Origin of the sequence: Kitasatospora sp. NPDC051984, from assembly GCF_044593455.1 — a bacterium.
Classification (GTDB): Bacteria; Actinomycetota; Actinomycetes; order Streptomycetales; family Streptomycetaceae; genus Kitasatospora.
The window spans coordinates 768,653-789,034 of the sequence record NZ_JBIUCB010000001.1 but is presented as its reverse complement, the minus strand read 5'-3'; the positions used below and the strand labels follow the sequence as shown (position 1 = coordinate 789,034).

General features: G+C 72.4%; 10 protein-coding genes. 9 read left to right on the top strand and 1 reads right to left on the bottom strand.

Annotated features, from left to right (window positions below):
- Positions 1 to 20: 20 nt before the first annotated feature.
- Together ACIHEI_RS03570 and ACIHEI_RS03565 are read left to right on the top strand one after the other, a co-directional pair.
- Positions 21 to 1,742, top strand: a complete 1,722-nt coding sequence (locus ACIHEI_RS03570; protein WP_396605430.1) for an ABC transporter transmembrane domain-containing protein — start codon at positions 21 to 23, stop codon at positions 1,740 to 1,742.
- Complete coding sequence (locus ACIHEI_RS03565; RefSeq protein ID WP_396605429.1) at positions 1,739 to 3,460, top strand: ABC transporter ATP-binding protein; 1,722 nt, start codon at positions 1,739 to 1,741, stop codon at positions 3,458 to 3,460. The genes ACIHEI_RS03570 and ACIHEI_RS03565 overlap by 4 nt, the downstream gene beginning before the upstream one ends.
- Before the next feature lie 226 nt (positions 3,461 to 3,686).
- Here the strand turns inward: ACIHEI_RS03565 and glgP are convergent, their stop codons facing one another.
- Positions 3,687 to 6,362 (bottom strand): alpha-glucan family phosphorylase, encoded by a 2,676-nt coding sequence (glgP, locus tag ACIHEI_RS03560; protein WP_396605428.1) that lies wholly within the window; start codon positions 6,360 to 6,362, stop codon positions 3,687 to 3,689.
- A gap of 963 nt (positions 6,363 to 7,325) precedes the next feature.
- Between glgP and ACIHEI_RS03555 the strand changes: the two genes are divergently transcribed.
- The 7 genes from ACIHEI_RS03555 to pyk all read left to right on the top strand — a co-directional run bounded on the left by ACIHEI_RS03555 (position 7,326) and on the right by pyk (position 20,371).
- A complete protein-coding gene (locus ACIHEI_RS03555; protein ID WP_392950975.1) occupies positions 7,326 to 9,281 on the top strand; it encodes an alpha-1,4-glucan--maltose-1-phosphate maltosyltransferase in 1,956 nt (651 codons plus the stop codon).
- The gene (gene treS, locus ACIHEI_RS03550; RefSeq protein ID WP_387637161.1) at positions 9,278 to 10,993 is read left to right on the top strand and encodes a maltose alpha-D-glucosyltransferase; all 1,716 of its coding nucleotides are present in this window, start codon (positions 9,278 to 9,280) and stop codon (positions 10,991 to 10,993) included. The genes ACIHEI_RS03555 and treS overlap by 4 nt, the downstream gene beginning before the upstream one ends.
- Positions 10,994 to 11,260: 267 nt before the next feature.
- Positions 11,261 to 12,748, top strand: a complete 1,488-nt coding sequence (locus ACIHEI_RS03545) for a maltokinase (protein ID WP_387637164.1) — start codon at positions 11,261 to 11,263, stop codon at positions 12,746 to 12,748.
- An 89-nt stretch (positions 12,749 to 12,837) separates the two neighbouring features.
- A complete protein-coding gene (glgB, locus tag ACIHEI_RS03540) occupies positions 12,838 to 15,375 on the top strand; it encodes a 1,4-alpha-glucan branching enzyme (RefSeq protein WP_396605427.1) in 2,538 nt (845 codons plus the stop codon).
- A gap of 124 nt (positions 15,376 to 15,499) precedes the next feature.
- Positions 15,500 to 17,629, top strand: coding sequence for a phosphate acetyltransferase (gene pta / locus ACIHEI_RS03535; RefSeq protein ID WP_387637169.1), 2,130 nt, complete (start codon positions 15,500 to 15,502; stop codon positions 17,627 to 17,629).
- Positions 17,626 to 18,831, top strand: a complete 1,206-nt coding sequence (locus ACIHEI_RS03530; protein WP_396605426.1) for an acetate kinase — start codon at positions 17,626 to 17,628, stop codon at positions 18,829 to 18,831. Before pta ends, ACIHEI_RS03530 begins: the two co-directional genes overlap by 4 nt.
- 112 nt (positions 18,832 to 18,943) lie before the next feature.
- Positions 18,944 to 20,371 (top strand): pyruvate kinase, encoded by a 1,428-nt coding sequence (gene pyk / locus ACIHEI_RS03525; RefSeq protein ID WP_392950783.1) that lies wholly within the window; start codon positions 18,944 to 18,946, stop codon positions 20,369 to 20,371.
- The last annotated feature ends 11 nt before the right edge of the window (positions 20,372 to 20,382 follow it).

Below are 20,382 nucleotides of genomic sequence, written 5' to 3'. Positions count from 1 at the left end.
ACCGCCACTAGCCTCGGTCCGTGGACGACCCGACCGCCGGACGAGCCGGCCCCCCTGACGCCCGCAGCCCGCTCCGTTTCCTGTGGTGGCTGGTCCGCAGCCAGCGCCGCCGCTCGCTGGCGGGCACCTGCTACGGCACCGCCTGGATGCTCGGCCTGACCGTCCAGCCCTATCTGCTCTCCCGCGCCGTCGACGACGGCCTGCGCCCGGGCCGGACGGCGGCGGTGCTCGGCTGGTCGGCGGCGATGCTCGGCTTCGGCCTGCTGAACCTGGTGCTGGCCTGGTGCCGGCACCGCACCATGACGATGGTCCGCAACGACGCGTCCTTCCGGACCATCACCGTGGTGCTGCGGCACGGCGTGCGGCTCGGCGCGGCGCTGCCCCGGCAGGTGACGGCCGGCGAGGTGGTCACCATCGGCATCTCCGACGTGTCCAAGATCGCCATGGCCCTCACCTTCATCGGGCCCGGCGTGGGCGCGGTGATCTGCTACCTGACGACCGCCGCGATCCTGTTCACCCTCTCCCCGCTGCTGGCCCTGATCGTGCTGCTCGGACTGCCCTCCCTCGCCCTGGCACTGCGGCCCTTGATGTCCCGTCAGCAGGTTGCCGAGAGCCGCTTCCGCGACCACCAGGGCCGCCTGACCGCCCGGTTCGAGGATCTGGCGGGCGGCCTGCGGGTGCTGAACGGCCTGGGCGGCAAGGACGTGTACGCGGCCCGCTACCGGTCCGACTCCCAGGCGCTGCGCGCCGAGGGCTACCGGGTCGGCGCGGCCGTCAGCTGGATCCAGGCACTGGGCGGCGGCCTCCCGACGCTGCTGCTGGCCGCCGTCACCTGGCTCGGCGCCCGGCTCGCCGTCGAGGGCGATCTGACGCCCGGCCAGCTGACGGCGGTGTTCGCGTACGCCGCGGTGCTGGTCGCCCCGGTGTACTTCCTGATCGAGAACAGCCAGGACATCGGCCGCGCCCTGGTCTGCGCCCGCCGGGTCACCGACTTCCTCAACCTGACCCCCGACCCGGACCAGGGCACCGACCAACTCCAGGCCTCCGCAGCCGAGTTGATCGACCGCGAGTCCGGCGTCCGAATAGCCCCCGGCGAACTCACGGTGCTCGCCGCGGCCCGCCCGGCCGACACCGCCGCCGTCGCCGAACGCCTCGCCCGGCTCGCCCCGGCCACCACCGCCGACTGGGGCGACACCCCGCTCACCGACCTGCCCCTGGCCGACGTCCGGGCCCGGATCACCCTCGCCGAGAACGAGGCGACCCTGTTCGCCGGCACCCTCCGCGAAACCGTCCGCGGCCGCACCGACGCCCCCGACGACACCCTGCTGGCCGCGCTGGAGGCCGCCGCCGCCCTCGACGTGCTCGGCTCCCTGGGCGGCAAGCTCGACGCCCCGATCGCCCCCGACGGCCGCAACCTGTCCGGCGGACAGCGCCAACGCCTGCGCCTCGCCCGCGCGTTGACCGCCGCACCGGACGTCCTGCTGGCCGTCGAACCGACCTCTGCGGTGGACGCCCACACCGAGGCCGCGATGGCCGCCGGACTGCGCGCCGCCCGCGCCGGCCGCACCACCGCCCTCACCAGCACCTCCCCGCTGCTGCTCGACCAGGCCGACACCGTCCACTACCTGGTGGACGGCAAGGTCGCCGCCAGCGGCACCCACCGCGAACTGCTCCGCACCCAGCCCGGCTACCGCGCCCTGGTCACCCGAGGCTCCGACTCCCCCGCCGAGGTGGCCGAATGAGCACCCTGCCGATCGCCACCGCCCGCCAGGTCCGGCAGGCCGCCACCCGGCTGGTCCGCGAGGACGGCCGGGCATTCGCCACCGTCCTCGCCCTCAACGGCCTCGCCGCCCTGCTCGGCCTGGCCGGGCCCTGGCTGCTCGGCCGGATCATCGACCGGGTCACCCACGGCGCCACCACCGCCGACATCGACCGCCTCGGCCTGCTGCTGCTCGGCTGCGCCACCGCGCAGGTCCTGATGAACCGCCAGGCCCGCTACCTGGCCCACCGGTTCGGCGAACGGGCCGCCGCCCGCATCCGCGAACAGCTCCTCGACCGGGTCCTCGCACTGCCCGCCGCCACCGCCGAACGGGCGGGAACCGGCGACCTCACCTCACGCGGCACCACCGACGCCACCTCCGTCGGCGAAACCCTCCGGGACGTCGCGCCCGAACTCTTCGTGGCCGCCGCCCAGGCCCTGTTCATCCTCGTCGCGATCCTCACCGTCAGCCCCCTGCTGGGCAGTTGCGGCCTGCTCGGGGTCGTCGGCATCACCCTCGGCGCCCGCTGGTACCTGCGCCGCGCCCGCGCCGCCTACCTCGCCGACCGGGCCGCCAACGCCGGCCTCGCCGAGACCCTCTCCGCCACCGCGAACGGCGCCCGCACCATCGACGCCCTCGGCCTCCAGCAGCAGCGCCTCGCCGCCGGCCGCCACGCCGTCGACACCGCCAACCTCGCCCGGCTGCGCACCCTGAACCTGCGGCTGCGCTTCTTCGCCGTCATCAACCTCTCGTACACCGTCCCCGTCGTCCTGGTCCTCCCCCTCGGCGCCCTGCTGGTCGCCCACCACACCGTCACCCTCGGCGCCGCGATCTCCGCCGTCCTGTACCTGCGACGCGTCGAAGAACCCCTCGACACCATCGTCGTCCTGCTCGAATCCGTGCAGAGCAGCACCGCCGCGTACGCCCGCGTCGAAGGCCTCGCCGCCGCCCCCACGCCCACCCCGACCGCCGACCGCGAACCCACCGACGACCGCATCCGGGTCACCGACGTCCGCTACGCGTACCCGGACGGGCCCGACGTGCTGCACGGCCTCGACCTCGACCTGCGCCCCGGCGAACGCCTCGCCGTGGTCGGCCCGTCCGGCTCCGGCAAGACCACCCTCGGCCGCCTGCTCGCCGGCATCGACCGGCCCCGCACCGGCACCATCACCGTCGGCGGCGTCCCGCTCGCCGACCTCTCCCCCGAGAGGCTGCGCCGCCAGGTCGTCCTGGTCACCCAGGAACACCACGTCTTTCTCGGCACCCTCCGCGACAACCTGCGGATCGCCGCCCCCGACGCCGACGACCCCACCCTCACCGCCGCACTCGACGCCGTCGGCTGGCACCACGACCTGCCCCACGGCCTCGACACCGACCTCGGCCCCACCCACCGCCTCGACGGCGCCCAGGCCCAACAACTCGCCCTCGCCCGCGTCATCCTGGCCGACCCCCACACCCTGATCCTCGACGAGGCCACCGCCCTCCTCGACCCCACCGCCGCCCGCACCACCGAACGCGCCCTCGCCGCCACCCTCACCGGCCGCACCGTCATAGCCATCGCCCACCGCCTCCACACCGCCCACGACGCCGACCGCGTAGCCGTCCTCACCCAGGGCCACCTCACCGACCTCGGCCCCCACGAGAAGCTCGTCACAACGGACGGCCCGTACGCCCGCCTCTGGCACTCCTGGCAGGGCTAGCACTCGCAGGTGCGCACCCAGGGGCCCGGGGATACGAATCCAGGGGCCGGAAGGTGCGCACCCAGGGGCCCGGGGAACGGCGGGGCCGAGTCTGCGGGTGATCAACAGGGCACGAAAAGGTCCCGTAGTTTCGGGTCCCCTTCTCCGACCCTCCGCAGACTCGACCCCTCGATGTCCCCGACCACCCGCAACTCGGCCCCGCCGTTCCCCGGGCCCCTGAATGCACTTACCTGAGCACCCCTGCCTCCAGTCCCCCCAACTCCACCGGCACCGCCACCAGCCCCAGCTCCGCGATCGACGCGAGCCTGGCGTGCGCGGGAAGCACTCGCACCGTGTACCCGAACGGCCCGGTCCGTGCCAGCTCGAGGTGCCCCTCGTACCGCAGCCGCCCGTCCAGGTCCGGCCCGCCCACCGCCGGCTTCAGCGCCAGCGTCGTCGCCTCGGAGATCCGGTCACTCTCGTCCACCCGCCCGGAAACCACCTGCACCTCGACGTCCTCCGGCCCGAGCCGCCCGAGCGCCACCTGCACCCGAAGCGCCAACGTCGCCCCGAGCTCCTGCGCCTCGCCAACCCCGTCCGCCTCGACGTGCTCGACCCGCACCGAGGGCCACGCGTCACGGACCGTCGCTTTCCAGCCCGCAAGCGCCTTCGCCCCGGCGTAGTCCGAAGCCGAACCCGCCAGCCGCCGTCGCGCGCCCGCAGCCGGAACATAGAGCCGTTCGACGTACTCCCGGACCATCCGCCCGGCCAGCACCTTCGGCCCCAGGGTGACCAGCGTGTGCCGGACCATCGAGATCCACCGGTGCGGCAGCCCGTCCGCGCCGCGGTCGTAGAAGCGGGCGGCGACCTGGTGCTCGATCAGGTCGTAGAGCGCGGCGGCCTCGATGTCGTCGCGCCGTTCGGCCTCCCGGCTCTCCGGGTCGAGCACGCCCTCGCCGGTGCCGCCGTCGGCGGTGGGGATGGCCCAGCCGTTCTGGCCGTCGTACCACTCGTCCCACCAGCCGTCGAGGATGGACAGGTTGAGGCAGCCGTTCAGCGCGGCCTTCATCCCGGAGGTGCCGCAAGCCTCCAACGGGCGCAGCGGATTGTTCAGCCAGACGTCGCAGCCGGGGTAGAGCGCCTTGGCCATCGCCATGTCGTAGTCCGGCAGGAAGACGATCCGGTGCCGCACCGCGGGGTCGTCCGCGAAGGCCACGAGTTGCTGGATGAGCCGCTTGCCCCCGTCGTCGGCGGGGTGCGCCTTGCCGGCGACGACGATCTGCACGGGCCGTTCGGGGTGCAGCAGCATGGCGCGCAGCCGGGCGGGGTCGCGGAGCATCAGGGTGAGCCGCTTGTAGGAGGGGACGCGCCGGGCGAAGCCGATGGTGAGGACGTCTGCGTCGAGCACGGTGCCGGTCCAGCCGAGTTCGGCGTCGCCGGCGCCGCGCTGTTGCCAGGAGGCGCGCAGCCGTCGGCGGGCTTCGTCGACGAGTTGGGCGCGCAGGGTGCGGCGCAGTTCCCAGACTTCGGCGTTGCCGATGCGTTCCAGGCCGGTCCACTGGCCGGTGGTGCCGACGGCCATGGCTTCGTCGGCGCGTTCCTGGCCGATCTCGGTGGCGCCGAGCCGGACCACGGCGGGGTCGATCCAGGTGGGGGCGTGGACGCCGTTGGTGATCGAGGTGATGGGGACTTCGGGGGCGTCGAAGCCGGGCCACAGGCCGCTGAACATTTCCCGGCTGACGGCGCCGTGCAGGGTGGAGACGCCGTTGGCGCGCTGGGCGAGCCGCAGGCCCATGGCGGCCATGTTGAACAGCTTGGGGTCGCCGCCGGCCCAGCTCTCGGCACCGAGCGCGAGCACCTGGTCGACGGGGACGCCGGGCAGTGCGGCGTCGCCGCCGAAGTGGCGGGCGACCAGGTCCCGGTCGAAGCGGTCGATGCCGGCGGGGACGGGGGTGTGGGTGGTGAACACGGTGCCGGCCCGGACGGCTTCCAGCGCGTCGGCGAAGCCGAGGCCGGGGTGTTCGGTGGTGAGTTCGGCGATGCGTTCCAGGCCGAGGAAGCCGGCGTGGCCCTCGTTGGTGTGGAACACCTCGGGTGCGGGGTGGCCGGTGAGCCGGGCGTAGGTGCGGACGGCGCGGACGCCGCCGATGCCGAGCAGTATTTCCTGCAGCAGCCGGTGTTCGCTGCCGCCGCCGTAGAGGCGGTCGGTGACGTTGCGTTCGGCGGGGCTGTTGGCCTCGATGTCGGAGTCGAGCAGCAGCAGCGGGACCCGGCCGACCTGGGCGCGCCAGACCTGGGCGGCGAGGGTGCGGCCGCCGGGCAGGGCGAGGTCGATCCGGCAGGGGGTGCCGTCGGTTTCGCGGAGCAGGGTGACGGCGAGCGCGTCGGGGTCGAGCAGGGGGTAGCGCTCCTGCTGCCAGCCGTCCCGGCTGAGCGACTGCCGGAAGTAGCCGTGCCGGTAGAAGAGTCCGACGCCGATGATCGGGACGCCGAGGTCGGAGGCGGCCTTGAGGTGGTCTCCGGCCAGGATGCCGAGGCCGCCGGAGTACTGCGGGAGGGCGGCGGCGATGCCGTATTCGGGCGAGAAGTAGGCGACGCCGGCGGGGAGCTCGCTCTCGGCGTCGTTCGCCGACTGGTACCAGCGCGGGCCGGTGAGGTAGTCGCGCAGGTCGTCGGCGAGGTCGCCGAGCCGGCGCAGGAATCGCCGGTCGCCCGCGAGGGCGGCGAGCCGGGCCGCGGGGACTTCGCCGAGCAGTCGGACCGGGTCCTCTCCGACGGCGGCCCAGACGTCCGGGTCGACGGAGCGGAACAGCTCTCTGGTCTCGGGGTGCCAGGACCAGCGGAGGTTCAGCGCGAGCTCGTGCAGTGGCTGCAGTTGTTCGGGCAGGACGGTGCGGACGGTGAACCTGCGGATTGCCTTCACGGCTTGAAGGGTAGTCCCGACCTTTCGCCTGACTGGGCGTCAACTTGCGGGCGCCACACCCGTTCGGAGCAGCGTTGAGATCGTTCCGGGCGCGTGGTGGCAAATCACGGCGCACGTAGGGCGCAAGCAGGTAAAACATGCGCCGTCGGGTGTGAACTCCTGGGATCCGAGGTGTTGCGGGGGCCTGTTTCACCCTTGCATACCGGCTGAAACCACGCGCTTGCCCGCCCGGTCCTCTTGCCCGTGGTGCGAGGATGCAACAAGGTCGTGGGTGCCGCTGGTGCACGATCGGACGGTCGTCCCCCCGCTGCCTCCGGCTGGTGCAGGTCCGGTTTTGACGTGCCCTCACTTCCCCTTAGCCCATTCGGCCCCAGTAGGCGTGTCTTTGCGTGTCCTCGTTCCCCGACCGGTCGTTTTCCGGTGGGCTGGGTCACGCGGGGGCGCGCACCGAGCGACGCGCGCCGGGACACGTGCGTTCGCCGCGGCGGGTCCCGCTGCGGCGGTCGGCGGGCGGGGTGGCCGGGTCCGTCGGCGCGGGGCCGGCTCCGGCCGCGCGTCCTTCCTCACCCAGCAGTCCTCCCGGTACTCTCCCGGCGTCGCCCGCCGGGCAGAGCTGCCGCCGATCTCGGGCAGGAGCTTGGCATGCACGGCGACACGCGGGACCAGTCCACGGTACCGACGGACCACACCCCTGACGGACCGTCGACCGGGGAACCCCCGGTGCCGGCCCCGCGCACCGCGGCGGCCCGCAAGCGGGCGGCCGCACCGGCGACGAAACGTGCGGGCACCCCGCGCAAGGCCGCGTCGAAACGGACCACCACCGTCAGGTCCGCCGCGGCCCCGCCCTCCGGCGCCCCATCGGCCACCGCCGTCACCGCACCCACTGCGCCTGCCCCCGGCACCACGTCGTCCCCGCGTAAATCACCGACCCGCCCCACCCGCACCACGACAGAGAGCGACACCGTGATCGGCCGCATCCCCGTGCTTGACGTCACCCCGCTCGTCGACGCCGGTCGGCGTCCGGCCAAGGCCGTGGAGGGCGAACGTTTCCTGGTCTCCGCCACGGTGTTCCGCGAGGGCCACGACGCGGTGGGGGCCAATGTGGTGCTGCGCGACCCGCGCGGCCGTTCCGGTCCGTGGACGCCGATGCACGAGCTGTCCGAGGGCAGCGACCGCTGGGGCGCGTACGTGACGCCGACCGCGCCGGGCCGCTGGTCGTACCTGGTGGAGGCGTGGGGCGACCCGGTGGCGACCTGGCGCAAGCGTGCGGCGGTGAAGCTCCCGGCCGGGATCGACACCGCGCTGGTGCTGGAGGAGGGCGCCCAGCTGCTGGAGCGGGCGGCGGCCGGGGTGCCGAAGAAGGAGGGCCGGGCCCAGGTGCTGGCCGCGGTGGACGCGCTGCGCGACTCCGGCCTGCCGCCGTTGAGCCGCTACGCGGCGGCGCTGGTGCCGGAGGTGACGGCGCTGCTGGCCCGTTTCCCGCTGCGCGAGCTGCTCTCGGCGACCCGTCCGCAGCCGCTCCAGGTGGACCGCAAGCGGGCGCTGTTCGGTTCCTGGTACGAGTTCTTCCCGCGCTCGGAGGGCGCGGTGGTGGACCCGAACGGTGTGGAGGCGCCGGTCTCCGGCACCTTCCGGACGGCCGCCGAGCGGCTTCCCGCGGTGGCCGCGATGGGCTTCGACGTGGTGTACCTGCCGCCGATCCACCCGATCGGCCGGGCCCACCGCAAGGGTCCGGACAACTCGCTGGAGGCCGGCCCGCAGGACGTCGGCTCGCCGTGGGCGATCGGCTCCCCCGAGGGCGGCCACGACGCCGTCCATCCGGACCTGGGCACCCTGGAGGACTTCGACCACTTCGTCGCGGAGGCGGGCGCGCTGGGCCTGGAGGTGGCGCTGGACTTCGCGCTCCAGTGCTCGCCGGACCACCCGTGGGTGCACAAGCACCCGGAGTGGTTCAGCCACCGCGCGGACGGCACCATCGCGTACGCCGAGAACCCGCCGAAGAAGTACCAGGACATCTACCCCGTCAACTTCGACCAGGACTTCGACGGGATCGTCCGCGAGACGGTGCGGATCCTGCGGTTCTGGATGGGCCACGGGGTGCGGATCTTCCGCGTCGACAACCCGCACACCAAGCCGGTGAACTTCTGGGAGAAGGTCCTCTCGGACATCGCCCGCACCGACCCGGACGTGCTGTTCCTGGCGGAGGCGTTCACCCGTCCGGCGATGATGCACACCCTGGCCAAGGTCGGCTTCCACCAGTCCTACACGTACTTCACCTGGCGCGACTCCAAGGCCGAGCTGACGGAGTACCTGACCGAGCTGACCGGCGAGGCCGCCGCCTGGATGCGGCCGAACTTCTTCGCCAACACCCCGGACATCCTGCCCGAGTACCTCCAGCAGGGCGGCCCGGCGGCGTTCGCGGTGAGAGCGGTGCTGGCGGCGGCGCTGTCGCCGACCTTCGGGATCTACGCGGGCTTCGAGCTGTTCGAGAACGAGCCCGCGAAGCCCGGCTCGGAGGAGTACCTGCACTCGGAGAAGTACGAGCTGCGGCCGCGCGACTGGACCCGGCAGGACTCCCTCGCGCCGCTGCTGACCGCCCTGAACCGGCTGCGCCGCCGGCATCCCGCCCTCCAGCAGCTGCGGGACCTGCGCTTCCACCCCGTCGACAACGAGCGGATCATCGCGTTCTCCAAGTGCGCCGTCACCGAGGACGGCCTGGAGGACCAGGTGATCTGCGTGGTCAACCTGGACCCGCACCACGTCCAGGAGGCCACCGTCACGCTCGACGTGCCGGGGCCGCTGACGGTGCACGACGAGCTGACCGGCGCGACGTACGCCTGGGGCCGTCACAACTACGTCCGGCTCGATCCCTCTTCCGGGCCGGCCCACCTCCTCACGGTTCGGAGGAACCCGCAGTGACAGTCAACGAGCCCGTCCCCGACACCTTCGCCGACACCCCCGCCCGGGACCGCGACCCCGAGTGGTTCAAACGCGCGGTCTTCTACGAGGTCCTGGTGCGTTCGTTCCAGGACAGCAACGGCGACGGCGTCGGAGACCTCAAGGGGCTCACCTCGCGGCTCGACTACCTCCAGTGGCTGGGTGTGGACTGCCTCTGGCTCCCCCCGTTCATGAACTCCCCGCTGCGGGACGGCGGTTACGACGTCTCGGACTACCAGTCGGTGCTCCCGGAGTTCGGCAACCTGGCCGACTTCGTGGAGTTCGTCGACGCGGCGCACGCCCGCGGCATGCGGGTGATCATCGACTTCGTCGTGAACCACACCAGCGACCAGCACGCGTGGTTCCAGGCCTCCCGGAGCGACCCGGAGGGCCCGTACGGCGACTTCTACATGTGGGCCGACGACGACAAGCAGTACCCGGACGCCCGGATCATCTTCGTCGACACCGAGACCTCCAACTGGACGTACGACCCGGTCCGCAAGCAGTACTACTGGCACCGCTTCTTCAGTCACCAGCCGGATCTCAACTACGACAATCCGCGGGTGCAGGAGGAGGTGATGGCGGCGCTCCGGTTCTGGCTGGACCTCGGCATCGACGGCTTCCGGCTGGACGCGGTGCCGTACCTGTACGCCCGCGAGGGCACCAACTGCGAGAACCTGCCGGAGACCCACGACTTCCTGCGCCGGGTCCGCAAGGAGATCGACGCCAACTACCCGGACACCGTGCTGCTGGCGGAGGCCAACCAGTGGCCGGAGGACGTGGTCGACTACTTCGGCGACTTCGGCTCCGGCGGCGACGAGTGCCACATGGCGTTCCACTTCCCGGTGATGCCGCGGATCTTCATGGCGGTCCGCCGGGAGTCCCGCCACCCGGTCTCCGAGATCCTGGCGAAGACCCCGGAGATCCCCTCGGGCTGTCAGTGGGGCATCTTCCTGCGCAACCACGACGAGCTGACCCTGGAGATGGTCACCGACGAGGAGCGCGACTACATGTACGCGGAGTACGCGAAGGACCCGCGGATGCGGGCCAACGTGGGCATCCGCCGCCGGCTCTCCCCGCTGCTGGAGAACGACCGCAACCAGGTCGAGCTGTTCACCGCGCTGCTGCTCTCGCTGCCGGGCAGCCCGGTGCTGTACTACGGCGACGAAATCGGCATGGGCGACAACATCTGGCTCGGCGACCGCGACGGCGTACGCACCCCCATGCAGTGGACGCCGGACCGCAATGCGGGTTTCTCCTCCGCCGACCCGGGCAGGCTCAGTCTGCCGCCCATCATGGACCCGGTGTACGGCTTTCAGGTGACCAACGTCGAAGCGCAGCAAAGCAGTTCGAGTTCGCTGCTGCACTGGACGCGTCGCATGATCGAGATCCGCAAGCTCAATCCCGCGTTCGGCCTCGGCAGTTACACCGAGCTGCCCTCCAGCAATCCCGCGGTGCTGGCCTTCGTGCGCGAGTACGAAGGCGACCTGGTCATGTGCGTGAACAACTTCTCGCGGTTCGCGCAGCCGACCGAACTGGACCTGCGGCAGTACGGGGGGCGGTACCCGGTCGAGCTGATCGGCGGCGTGCGCTTCCCCACCATCGGCGAATGGCCGTACCTGCTGACGCTGGCCGGCCACGGCTTCTACTGGTTCCAGCTGCGCCAGTCCCCGGCGAAGGCGTCCGCGAAGTAGCACGCGGGGGCCGACACGCCCACGCACCAGCGATTCACCGGGCCCCGATCCGAGACACCTCTTCCGCGGGCGCGCGAGTTGCTCCGCGCGCCCCCGGAGGTCTTCGCACCACCGCGTACGGAGAACAGCCCAACGGCCATCCACACGAAGGCGTGACACCGGGCCCCGGCTCGCGTGCCGTCGCCGACGCGCCGTCGAAATCCGGAAGAGTGCAGGGCCCGGCCACGATCCCGTCGGGCAGTCGCCCGCTTCCGGGGAAAGGGAGTCATGTCCGAAACCTCCCGTTCTCAAGCCCACCTGCACCGTGATCCGTCCGCCGCCCCAGCGCCGGTCGGGACGCGGACGCCGGGGGTCCGGAGAACCGCCGCGGGAGTCAGCGAGCTGGTCCATGCGGCCCTGCCGCTGATCGCCGAATGGCTTCCCACCCAGCGCTGGTACGCCGGCAAGGGCCGGCCGATCGCCGCCCTCACCCCCGTGATCGGCACGCCGCTCCAGGTCGGCGACCCTGCGCTGCTGCACCTGCTGCTGCGGGTGGAGCACGGCGGGGCGGCCACCGGCCCCGGTGACGTGTACCAACTGCTGCTGGGCATCCGCTCGGACCGGCCCGCGGCGGTCGGGCAGCGGGCGGTGCTGGGCCGATTGGCGGGTGGCACCTACGACGGCGCGGTGCTCTACGACGCGGTGCACGACCCCGAGCTGACGGGCCGCCTGCTGGAACACCTGGCCACCGGCGACCGGTTCGGCTCGCTGTGCTTCCGCCGCACCCCGGGCCCGGGCCTGCCGGGCAACCTGCCGGGGCGGGCGTCCACCGCCGAGCAGTCCAACTCCTCGGTGATCTACGACACCGCGTTCATCCTGAAGCTGTTCCGCCGGATCAGTCCCGGGACCAACCCCGACCTGGAACTGTCGCTGGCGCTGTCCCGGGCCGGCTCGACCCGCATCCCCCGGGTCGCCGCCTGGTTCGAATGTCGCCTGGAACGCTCCGAGCCCGCCACCCTGGGCCTGCTGCAGCGCTACCTGCCGGACGCCGAGGACGGCTGGGAACTGGCGCTCGACCAGGTCGCCCGGCTGAAGGGCGATCCGTCGCCCGGCAACTTCGCGATCGAGGCGCACCGGCTGGGCCGGGCCACCGCCGAGGTGCACCGGGTGCTGGCCCGCTCGATGCCCACCACCCGGCTGGACCGGCCGCGGATCGCCGAACTGGCCGGCGCGATGGCCGACCGGCTGGACTCCGCCGTCACCGCCGTCCCCGGCCTGCTGCGCTACCGCTCCGCACTGCGCTCCGCCTTCCAGCAGCTGACGGCCGCCCACCTGGACGGGCTGCTGGTCCAGCGCATCCACGGCGACCTGCACCTCGGCCAGGCGATGCGCACCCCGCAGGGCTGGGTGCTGCTGGACTTCGAGGGAGAGCCCGCCAAACCGCTGGCCGAACGCCGCCTGCCGCAGCCCGCGCTGCGGGACGTCGCCGCGATGCTGCGCTCCTTCGACTACGCGGCCGCCCACCTGCTGGCCGGCGCCCCCGCCCAGGACCCCGAACTGGCCCACCTGGCCTCCGCCTGGGCGGCCCGCAACCGGGCCGCGTACTGCGCCGGCTACACGGCGGGCGGCGGCTGCGACCCGTCCGAGTCGCCCGAGCTGATGCGCGCCCTGGAGATCGACAAGGCCGTGTACGAGGTGGTGTACGAGGCCCGGCACCGGCCCAGCTGGCTGCCGATCCCGCTGGCCGCGATCAACCGGCTGGCCGACTCCGTCTGACCCTCCGCCCGGCCGGGCACCCCGGCCGGGCGGTCCGTTCTCCCGGCACTAACCCCGACCCGTTCGCAGGAATCCTGGAGGCCTCCGCCGTGACCCCGCTCGGTCCGCTCGACCCGCCCCTTCCGGCCGACCGCCAACCGGCCGTCCCGGCCACCTTCCGGAACGGCGAGCGCGGCAGGGGGGCCGGCTGGCAGCCCCCGGCGAAGCCCGCACGGCCGTCCGGCGCGACGCCCCGTCCGGCGGCGACCAAAAACCCGGCGACCAAAAACCCGGCGACCAAGAACCCGGTGGCCAAGAAGCCGGTGGCCAAGAACCCGGCGGCCAAGAACCCGGCGGCCAAGCCGGCGAACGCCCCCGCTTCCGGGAAGGCCGGGCGCCCGGCGAAGTCCCGCCCCGCGCCCGTCCGGCCCGCACCGGGCGCGGCGCTGCGGCTGCCGGAGGCTCCGCTGCCGCCCGCCGAGGTGGAGCGCCTGGTCTCCGGCGCGCACCACGACCCGCACGCCCTGCTGGGTGCGCACGCGCTGCCGACGGGCACCGCGATCCGGGTGCTGCGCCCGTTCGCCGAGCGGGTGGTGGTGGAGACCGCGCTCGGCCCGGCCGAACTGACCCACCAGCAGGCGGGACTGTTCACCGGCCTGCTGACCGGCCAGCGGTTCCCGGACTACACGCTGAGGGTGACGTACCCGGGCGGGACACCGCTGGAGCAGCACGACGGCTACCGGTTCGCCCCGACGCTCGGCGAGCTGGACCTGCACCTGATCTCGGAGGGCCGGCACGAGCAGCTGTGGCACGCGCTCGGCTCGCACGTGCGCACCGTGGACGGGGTGGCCGGCACGTCGTTCGCGGTGTGGGCGCCGAACGCGGTCGGGGTGCGGCTGATCGGCTCGTTCAACCACTGGAACGGCACCGCGCACCCGATGCGCTCGCTGGGCTCGTCCGGCGTGTGGGAGCTGTTCGTACCGGGCCTCGGCGAGGGCGCGCAGTACAAGTACCAGATCCTGACCCGCTCCGGCCGGGTGGTGGAGAAGGCCGACCCGCTGGCCCGGGCCGCGCAGTGCCCGCCGGACACCGCCTCGGTGGTGACGGTCTCCCGGCACGAGTGGCAGGACGCCGAGTGGATGGCGGCGCGCGCGCGGACCGTCCACCACCGCGCCCCGATGTCGGTCTACGAGCTGCACCTGGCCTCCTGGCGGCCCGACCTGACGTCCTACCGGCAGATCGCCGGGGTGCTGCCCGGCTACTTGAGCGAACTCGGCTTCACCCACGTCGAGTTCATGCCGGTGATGGAGCACCCGTTCGGCGGTTCCTGGGGCTACCAGGTGTCCGGTTTCTACGCCCCGACGGCCCGGCTCGGCACCCCCGACGACTTCCGGTACCTGGTGGACACGCTGCACCGGCACGGCATCGGCGTGCTGGTCGACTGGGTGCCCGCGCACTTCCCGAAGGACGACTTCGCGCTGGCCCGGTTCGACGGCGAGCCGCTGTACGAGCCGGCCGACCCGCAGCGCGCCGAGCACCCGGACTGGGGGACGCTGGAGTTCGACTACGGCCGTACCGAGGTGCGCAACTTCCTGGTCGCCAACGCGGTGTACTGGTGCGAGGAGTTCCACGTGGACGGCCTGCGGGTGGACGCGGTCGCCTCGATGCTCTACCTCGACTACTCCCGCGAGGGCGGCGACTGGTCGCCCAACCAGTTCGGCGGCCGGGAGAACCTGGACGCGGCGTCCTTCCTCCAGGAGATGAACGCCACCGTCTACCGGCGCTGCCCGGGCGTGCTGACGGTCGCCGAGGAGTCCACCGCCTGGGACGGCGTCACCCGGCCCACCGACTCCGGGGGCCTGGGCTTCGGCCTGAAGTGGAACATGGGCTGGATGCACGACTCGCTGGTCTACATGTCCAAGGAGCCGGTGCACCGCAGGTACCACCACAACGAGATGACCTTCTCGATGGTGTACGCCTGGTCGGAGAACTACATCCTGCCGATCTCGCACGACGAGGTGGTGCACGGCAAGCAGGCGCTGGTCTCCAAGATGCCCGGCGACTGGTGGCAGCAGCGCGCCAACCACCGCGCCTACCTGGGCTTCATGTGGGCCCACCCGGGCAAGCAACTGCTGTTCATGGGGCAGGAGTTCGCCCAGGGCGCGGAGTGGGAGCACGAGAGCGGCCCGCAGTGGTGGGTGCTCGACGAGGCGTGGGCGGCGCACGCCGACCACCGCGGCGTGCAGCGCCTGGTCGGCGACCTGAACCGGGTCTACCGCGCCACCCCCGCGCTGTACGAGCAGGACACCGTCCCGGCGGGCTTCCGCTGGCTGGACGGCGGCGCGGCCGACGACAACGCGTTCTCCTTCGTCCGGTTCGCCGCCGACGGCAGCCCGCTGGTCGCGGTCAGCAACTTCTCCCCCGTGGTCCGGCGCGGGTTCCGGGTCGGTCTGCCCCGGCTGGAGGGCCGCGAGCAGCTCTGGGAGGAGGCGCTGAACACCGACGCCGAGCGGTACGGCGGCAGCGGGATCGCCAACTCCCGGCCGGTGAAGGCGGAGGGCACGCAGTGGAACGGCCAGCCGCGCTCGGCCGAACTGGTGCTGCCGCCGCTGGCCACCGTCTGGCTGCGCCCGGCCGGCACCACCTGATCGAACCGAGGACCTCCGGCCCCCCGAGCAGCCCGAACGGCAGTGCCGCAGCCCAGTCCGAATGTCATACGAAGGTATGGTCAAGATGACCGCAGCCTGAGAAAGACGGACGGAGAGTTCCACCGTGGCGAGCAGCGTGTACGTGACCGGGATCGATCGGGGGGACGGCCGGCAGGCCGTGGAACTCGGGGTCATGGAACTGCTCACCCGTCAGGTGGACCGGGTCGGGGTGTTCCGCCCGCTGGTGCACGCACCCGACGGGGCGGCACCGGCCACCGACCACATGGTGGAACTGCTGCGCAGCCGGTACCGGCTGGACCTGCCGACCGCCGAACTGTACGGGCTGACGTACGACGAGGCGGCGGCCCTGCAGGCGGCCCGCGGCCAGGACGAGCTGGTCTCCGTCCTGGTCGACCGGTTCCACCAGCTGGCGCGCCGCTGCCAGGCGGTGCTGGTGCTGGGCACCGACTACGCGGACACCAACATCCCGGACGAGCTGGCCTTCAACGCGCGGCTGGCGAACGAGTTCGGGGCGGCCGTGCTGCCGGTGGTCGGCGGCCAGCACGACGACCCGCAGACGGTGATCGCGGAGGTCCGCAACGCGCACCGGGCGTACCGGGACCTGGGCTGCTCGATCCTGGCGATGATCGCCAACCGGGTCGCGCCGGGCGCCAAGCAGCAGGTGCAGCGGGCGCTGACCGAGAAGCTGCCGGTGCCGGTGTACGTCGTCCCGGAGGAACCGGCGCTGGCCGCGCCGACCGTGGCGCAGCTGGTGGAGGCGACCGGCGCGCAGGTGCTGCTGGGCGACGCGGCGGGCCTGGCCCGGGACGTGCGGGGCTTCGTGTTCGGCGGCGCGATGCTGCCGACCTTCCTGAACGCACTGACCGAGGGCGCGCTGGTGGTGACCCCGGGCGACCGGGCGGACCTGCTGATCGGCTCGCTGGCCGCGCACGCCGCGGGCTCCCCGCCGATCGCGGGCGTGCTGCTGACGCTCGGTCAGCACCCGGGCCCGGACGTGATGGCGCTGGCGTCCCGGCTCGCGCCCGGCACGCCGGTGGCGGAGGTGACGGAGGGCTCCTGGCTGACCGCCGCGGCGCTCACCCACCTGGAGGGACGGATCGGCCCGGACAGCCCGCGGAAGGCGGAGATCGCCCTCGGCCTGTTCGAACTGCACGTCGACACCGCCGAGTTGACCAGCCGGATCGAGCTGACCCGCTCCGAGCGGGTGACCCCGATGATGTTCGAGCACGCGCTGCTGGAGCGGGCCCGCGCCGACCGCCGGCACATCGTGCTGCCGGAGGGCACCGAGGAGCGGGTGCTGCGCGCCGCCGAGGTGCTGCTGCGCCGCAACATCTGCGACCTGACCCTGCTCGGCGAGCCGGAGGCGGTGCACCGCCGGGCCGCCGCGCTGGGCATCGAGTTCCCGCAGGCCGGCGAGTCCGGCGCACAGCTGCGGATCGTCGACCCGGCGGCCAGCCCGCTGCGCCAGCAGTTCGCCGAGCTGTACGCGAAGGCCCGGGCGCACAAGGGCATGACGGTGGAGCGGGCGCTCGACGTGGTCACCGACGTCTCGTACTTCGGCACCCTGATGGTGCAGGAGGGCATCGCGGACGGCATGGTGTCCGGCGCGGTGCACTCGACGGCGGCGACCATCCGCCCGGCGTTCGAGGTGATCAAGACCTCGCCGGGGGCGTCGATCGTCTCCTCGGTGTTCTTCATGTGCCTGGCCGACAAGGTGCTGGTGTACGGCGACTGCGCGGTCAACCCGGACCCGGACGCCCAGCAGCTGGCCGACATCGCGATCCAGTCGGCGGAGACGGCCGCCCAGTTCGGGGTGGAGCCGCGGGTGGCGATGCTGTCGTACTCGACCGGCACCTCGGGCTCCGGCGCGGACGTCGACAAGGTCCGCAAGGCCACCGAGCTGGTCCGCGCGCTGCGTCCGGACCTGCTGGTGGAGGGGCCGATCCAGTACGACGCGGCGGTGGACGCGCACGTCGCGGCGACCAAGCTGCCGGGCTCGCCGGTGGCGGGCCGGGCCACCGTGCTGGTCTTCCCGGACCTGAACACCGGTAACAACACCTACAAGGCGGTGCAGCGCTCGGCCGGCGCGATCGCGGTCGGCCCGGTGCTCCAGGGTCTGAACAAGCCGGTCAACGACCTGTCCCGGGGCGCCCTGATCGAGGACATCGTCAACACCGTGGCGATCACCGCGATCCAGTCCCAGACCCAGTCCGCCGAGGGAGACGCGCAGTGAGCACCGGTACCCGTGTCCTGGTGCTGAACGCCGGGTCGTCCTCGGTGAAGTACCAGCTGATCGACATGCTGGACGGCGCCCGGCTGGCGTCCGGCCTGGTGGAGCGGATCGGCGAGACCGAGGGGCGGCTGCTGCACCTGCCGCCGGCCGGGGAGCCGCGCGAGTCGGTGCGGCGGTTCGCCGACCACGACGGGGCGCTGCGGGCGGTCGCCGACGAGCTGGCCGCGGACCTGATGGGCCTGGACTCGCCCGAGCTGGCGGCGATCGGCCACCGGGTGGTGCACGGCGGGCTGCGCTTCACCCGGCCGACGCTGATCAACGACGCGGTGGTGGCGGAGATCCGCCGGCTGATCCCGGTGGCGCCGCTGCACAACCCGGCGAACATCACCGGCATCGAGGTGGCCCGCGCGATCCGCCCGGACCTGCCGCAGGTCGCGGTGTTCGACACCGCCTTCCACGCCACTCTGCCGGAGTACGCGGCCCGGTACGCGATCGACCGGCGGACCGCCGACGAGCACCGGGTGCGCCGTTACGGCTTCCACGGCACCTCGCACCAGTACGTCTCCCGGGCCACCGCCCGGCTGCTGGGCCGCGACCCGGCCGAGCTGAACGTGATCGTGCTGCACCTGGGCAACGGCGCGTCGGTGTCGGCGGTGGCCGGCGGCGTCTGCGTGGAGACCTCCATGGGCCTCACCCCGCTGGAGGGCCTGGTGATGGGCACCCGCTCCGGCGACGTGGACCCGGGCCTGGTGTTCCACCTGCACCGGGTGGGCGGTCTGAGCATCGATCAGATCGACGACCTGCTGAACCGCCGCAGCGGCCTGCTCGGCATGTGCGGCGACAACGACATGCGCGAGGTGGTGCGGCGCGCCCAGGGCGGCGACGAGGATGCCAAGCTGGCCTTCGACTCGTACGTGCACCGGATCCGCCGCTACCTGGGCGGCTACTACGCGGTACTGGGCCGGGTGGACGCGGTGGCATTCACGGCGGGTGTCGGGGAGAACTCCGCGGAGGTCCGGGCGGCGGTCTGTGCCAATCTGGAGGAACTCGGTATTTCGGTGGAGCCGGAGCTGAACGCGACGCGTTCGCGCCGGGCCCGGACGATCTCGCCGTCCTACGGCCGGGTGACCGTCGCCGTGGTGCCCACCGACGAGGAACTGGAGATCGCCCAGCAGACGTTCGCGCTGGTCCACGAGGTATAGGGCCGACGCGGGATGACTACCCGTCAGTATCCCATCCCTCGGAATGTTCGTTGGCGATATCTGACGATTCGAGTCGAATACACCGATAACACGAACGGATAGACTGACGGATATGCGCCGAGCGAAAATTGTCTGCACCCTGGGTCCTGCCACGGACTCCTACGAACAGCTGAAGGCCATCGTCGAAGCGGGCATGAACGTCGCCCGACTGAACATGAGCCACGGCTCCCACGCCGAGCACGAGGACCGGTACCGCCGCGTCCGCCAGGTGTCGGAGGACACCGGCCGCACCATCGGCGTGCTGGCCGACCTGCAGGGCCCCAAGATCCGTCTGGCGACTTTCGCCAACGGCCCGGTGACCGTTGACAACGGCGACACGTTCACCATCACCACCGAGGACGTCCCCGGTGACCAGCACATCTGCGGCACCACCTACAAGGGCCTGCCCGGCGACGTGAAGCCCGGCGACCCGATCCTGATCAACGACGGCGTCATCGCCCTGGAGGTCGTCAGCGTCGACGGCCCGCGGGTGAAGACCGTGGTCGTCGAGGGCGGCGTGCTCTCCAACAACAAGGGCATCAACCTGCCCGGCGCGGCGGTCAACGTGCCCGCGCTGTCCGAGAAGGACAAGGACGACCTGCGCTTCGCCCTGCGACTGGGCGTCGACATGATCGCACTGTCCTTCGTCCGCAACGCCGCGGACATCGAGGACGTCCACAAGGTCATGGACGAGGTCGGCATTCGTGTGCCGGTCATCGCCAAGATCGAGAAGCCGCAGGCCGTCGAGGCGATGGAGGAGATCGTCCTCGCCTTCGACGCGATCATGGTGGCCCGCGGCGACCTGGCGGTCGAGTACCCGCTGGAGAAGGTGCCGCTGGTCCAGAAGCAGCTGGTCACCCTGGCCCGCCGGAACGCCAAGCCGGTGATCGTCGCCACCCAGATGATGGAGTCGATGATCCACGCCTCGCGCCCGACCCGCGCCGAGGTCTCCGACGTCGCCAACGCGATCCTGGACGGCGCGGACGCGGTGATGCTGTCCGCCGAGTCCAGCGTCGGCAAGTACCCGGTCGAGACCGTCAAGACCATGAGCAAGATCGCCGAGAAGGCCGAGGAGGAAATGCTCTCGCAGGGCCTCCAGCCGCTCAACCCGGGCCGCAAGCCGCGCACCCAGGGCGGCTCGGTCGCCCGCGCCGCGACCGAGCTGGGCGACTTCCTCGACGGCAAGGCGCTGATCGCCTTCACCAAGTCCGGTGACACCGCCCGCCGGCTGTCCCGCTACCGCTCGCCGATCCCGGTGATCGCGTTCACCCCGGACGTCGCCACCCGCAACCAGCTCTCGCTGAGCTGGGGCGTCGAGGCGTACGTCACCGAGCAGGTGGCCACCACCGACGCGATGGTCGAGCAGGTCGACCGCGAGCTGGTGAAGCTCGGCCGCCTCGCCGAGGGCGACACCGTGATCGTCACCGCCGGCGTGCCGGTCGGCGTCCCCGGCACCACCAACATGGTCCAGGTCCACCACCTGGGCACCCGCGGCCGCTGAGCCGCAGCGCG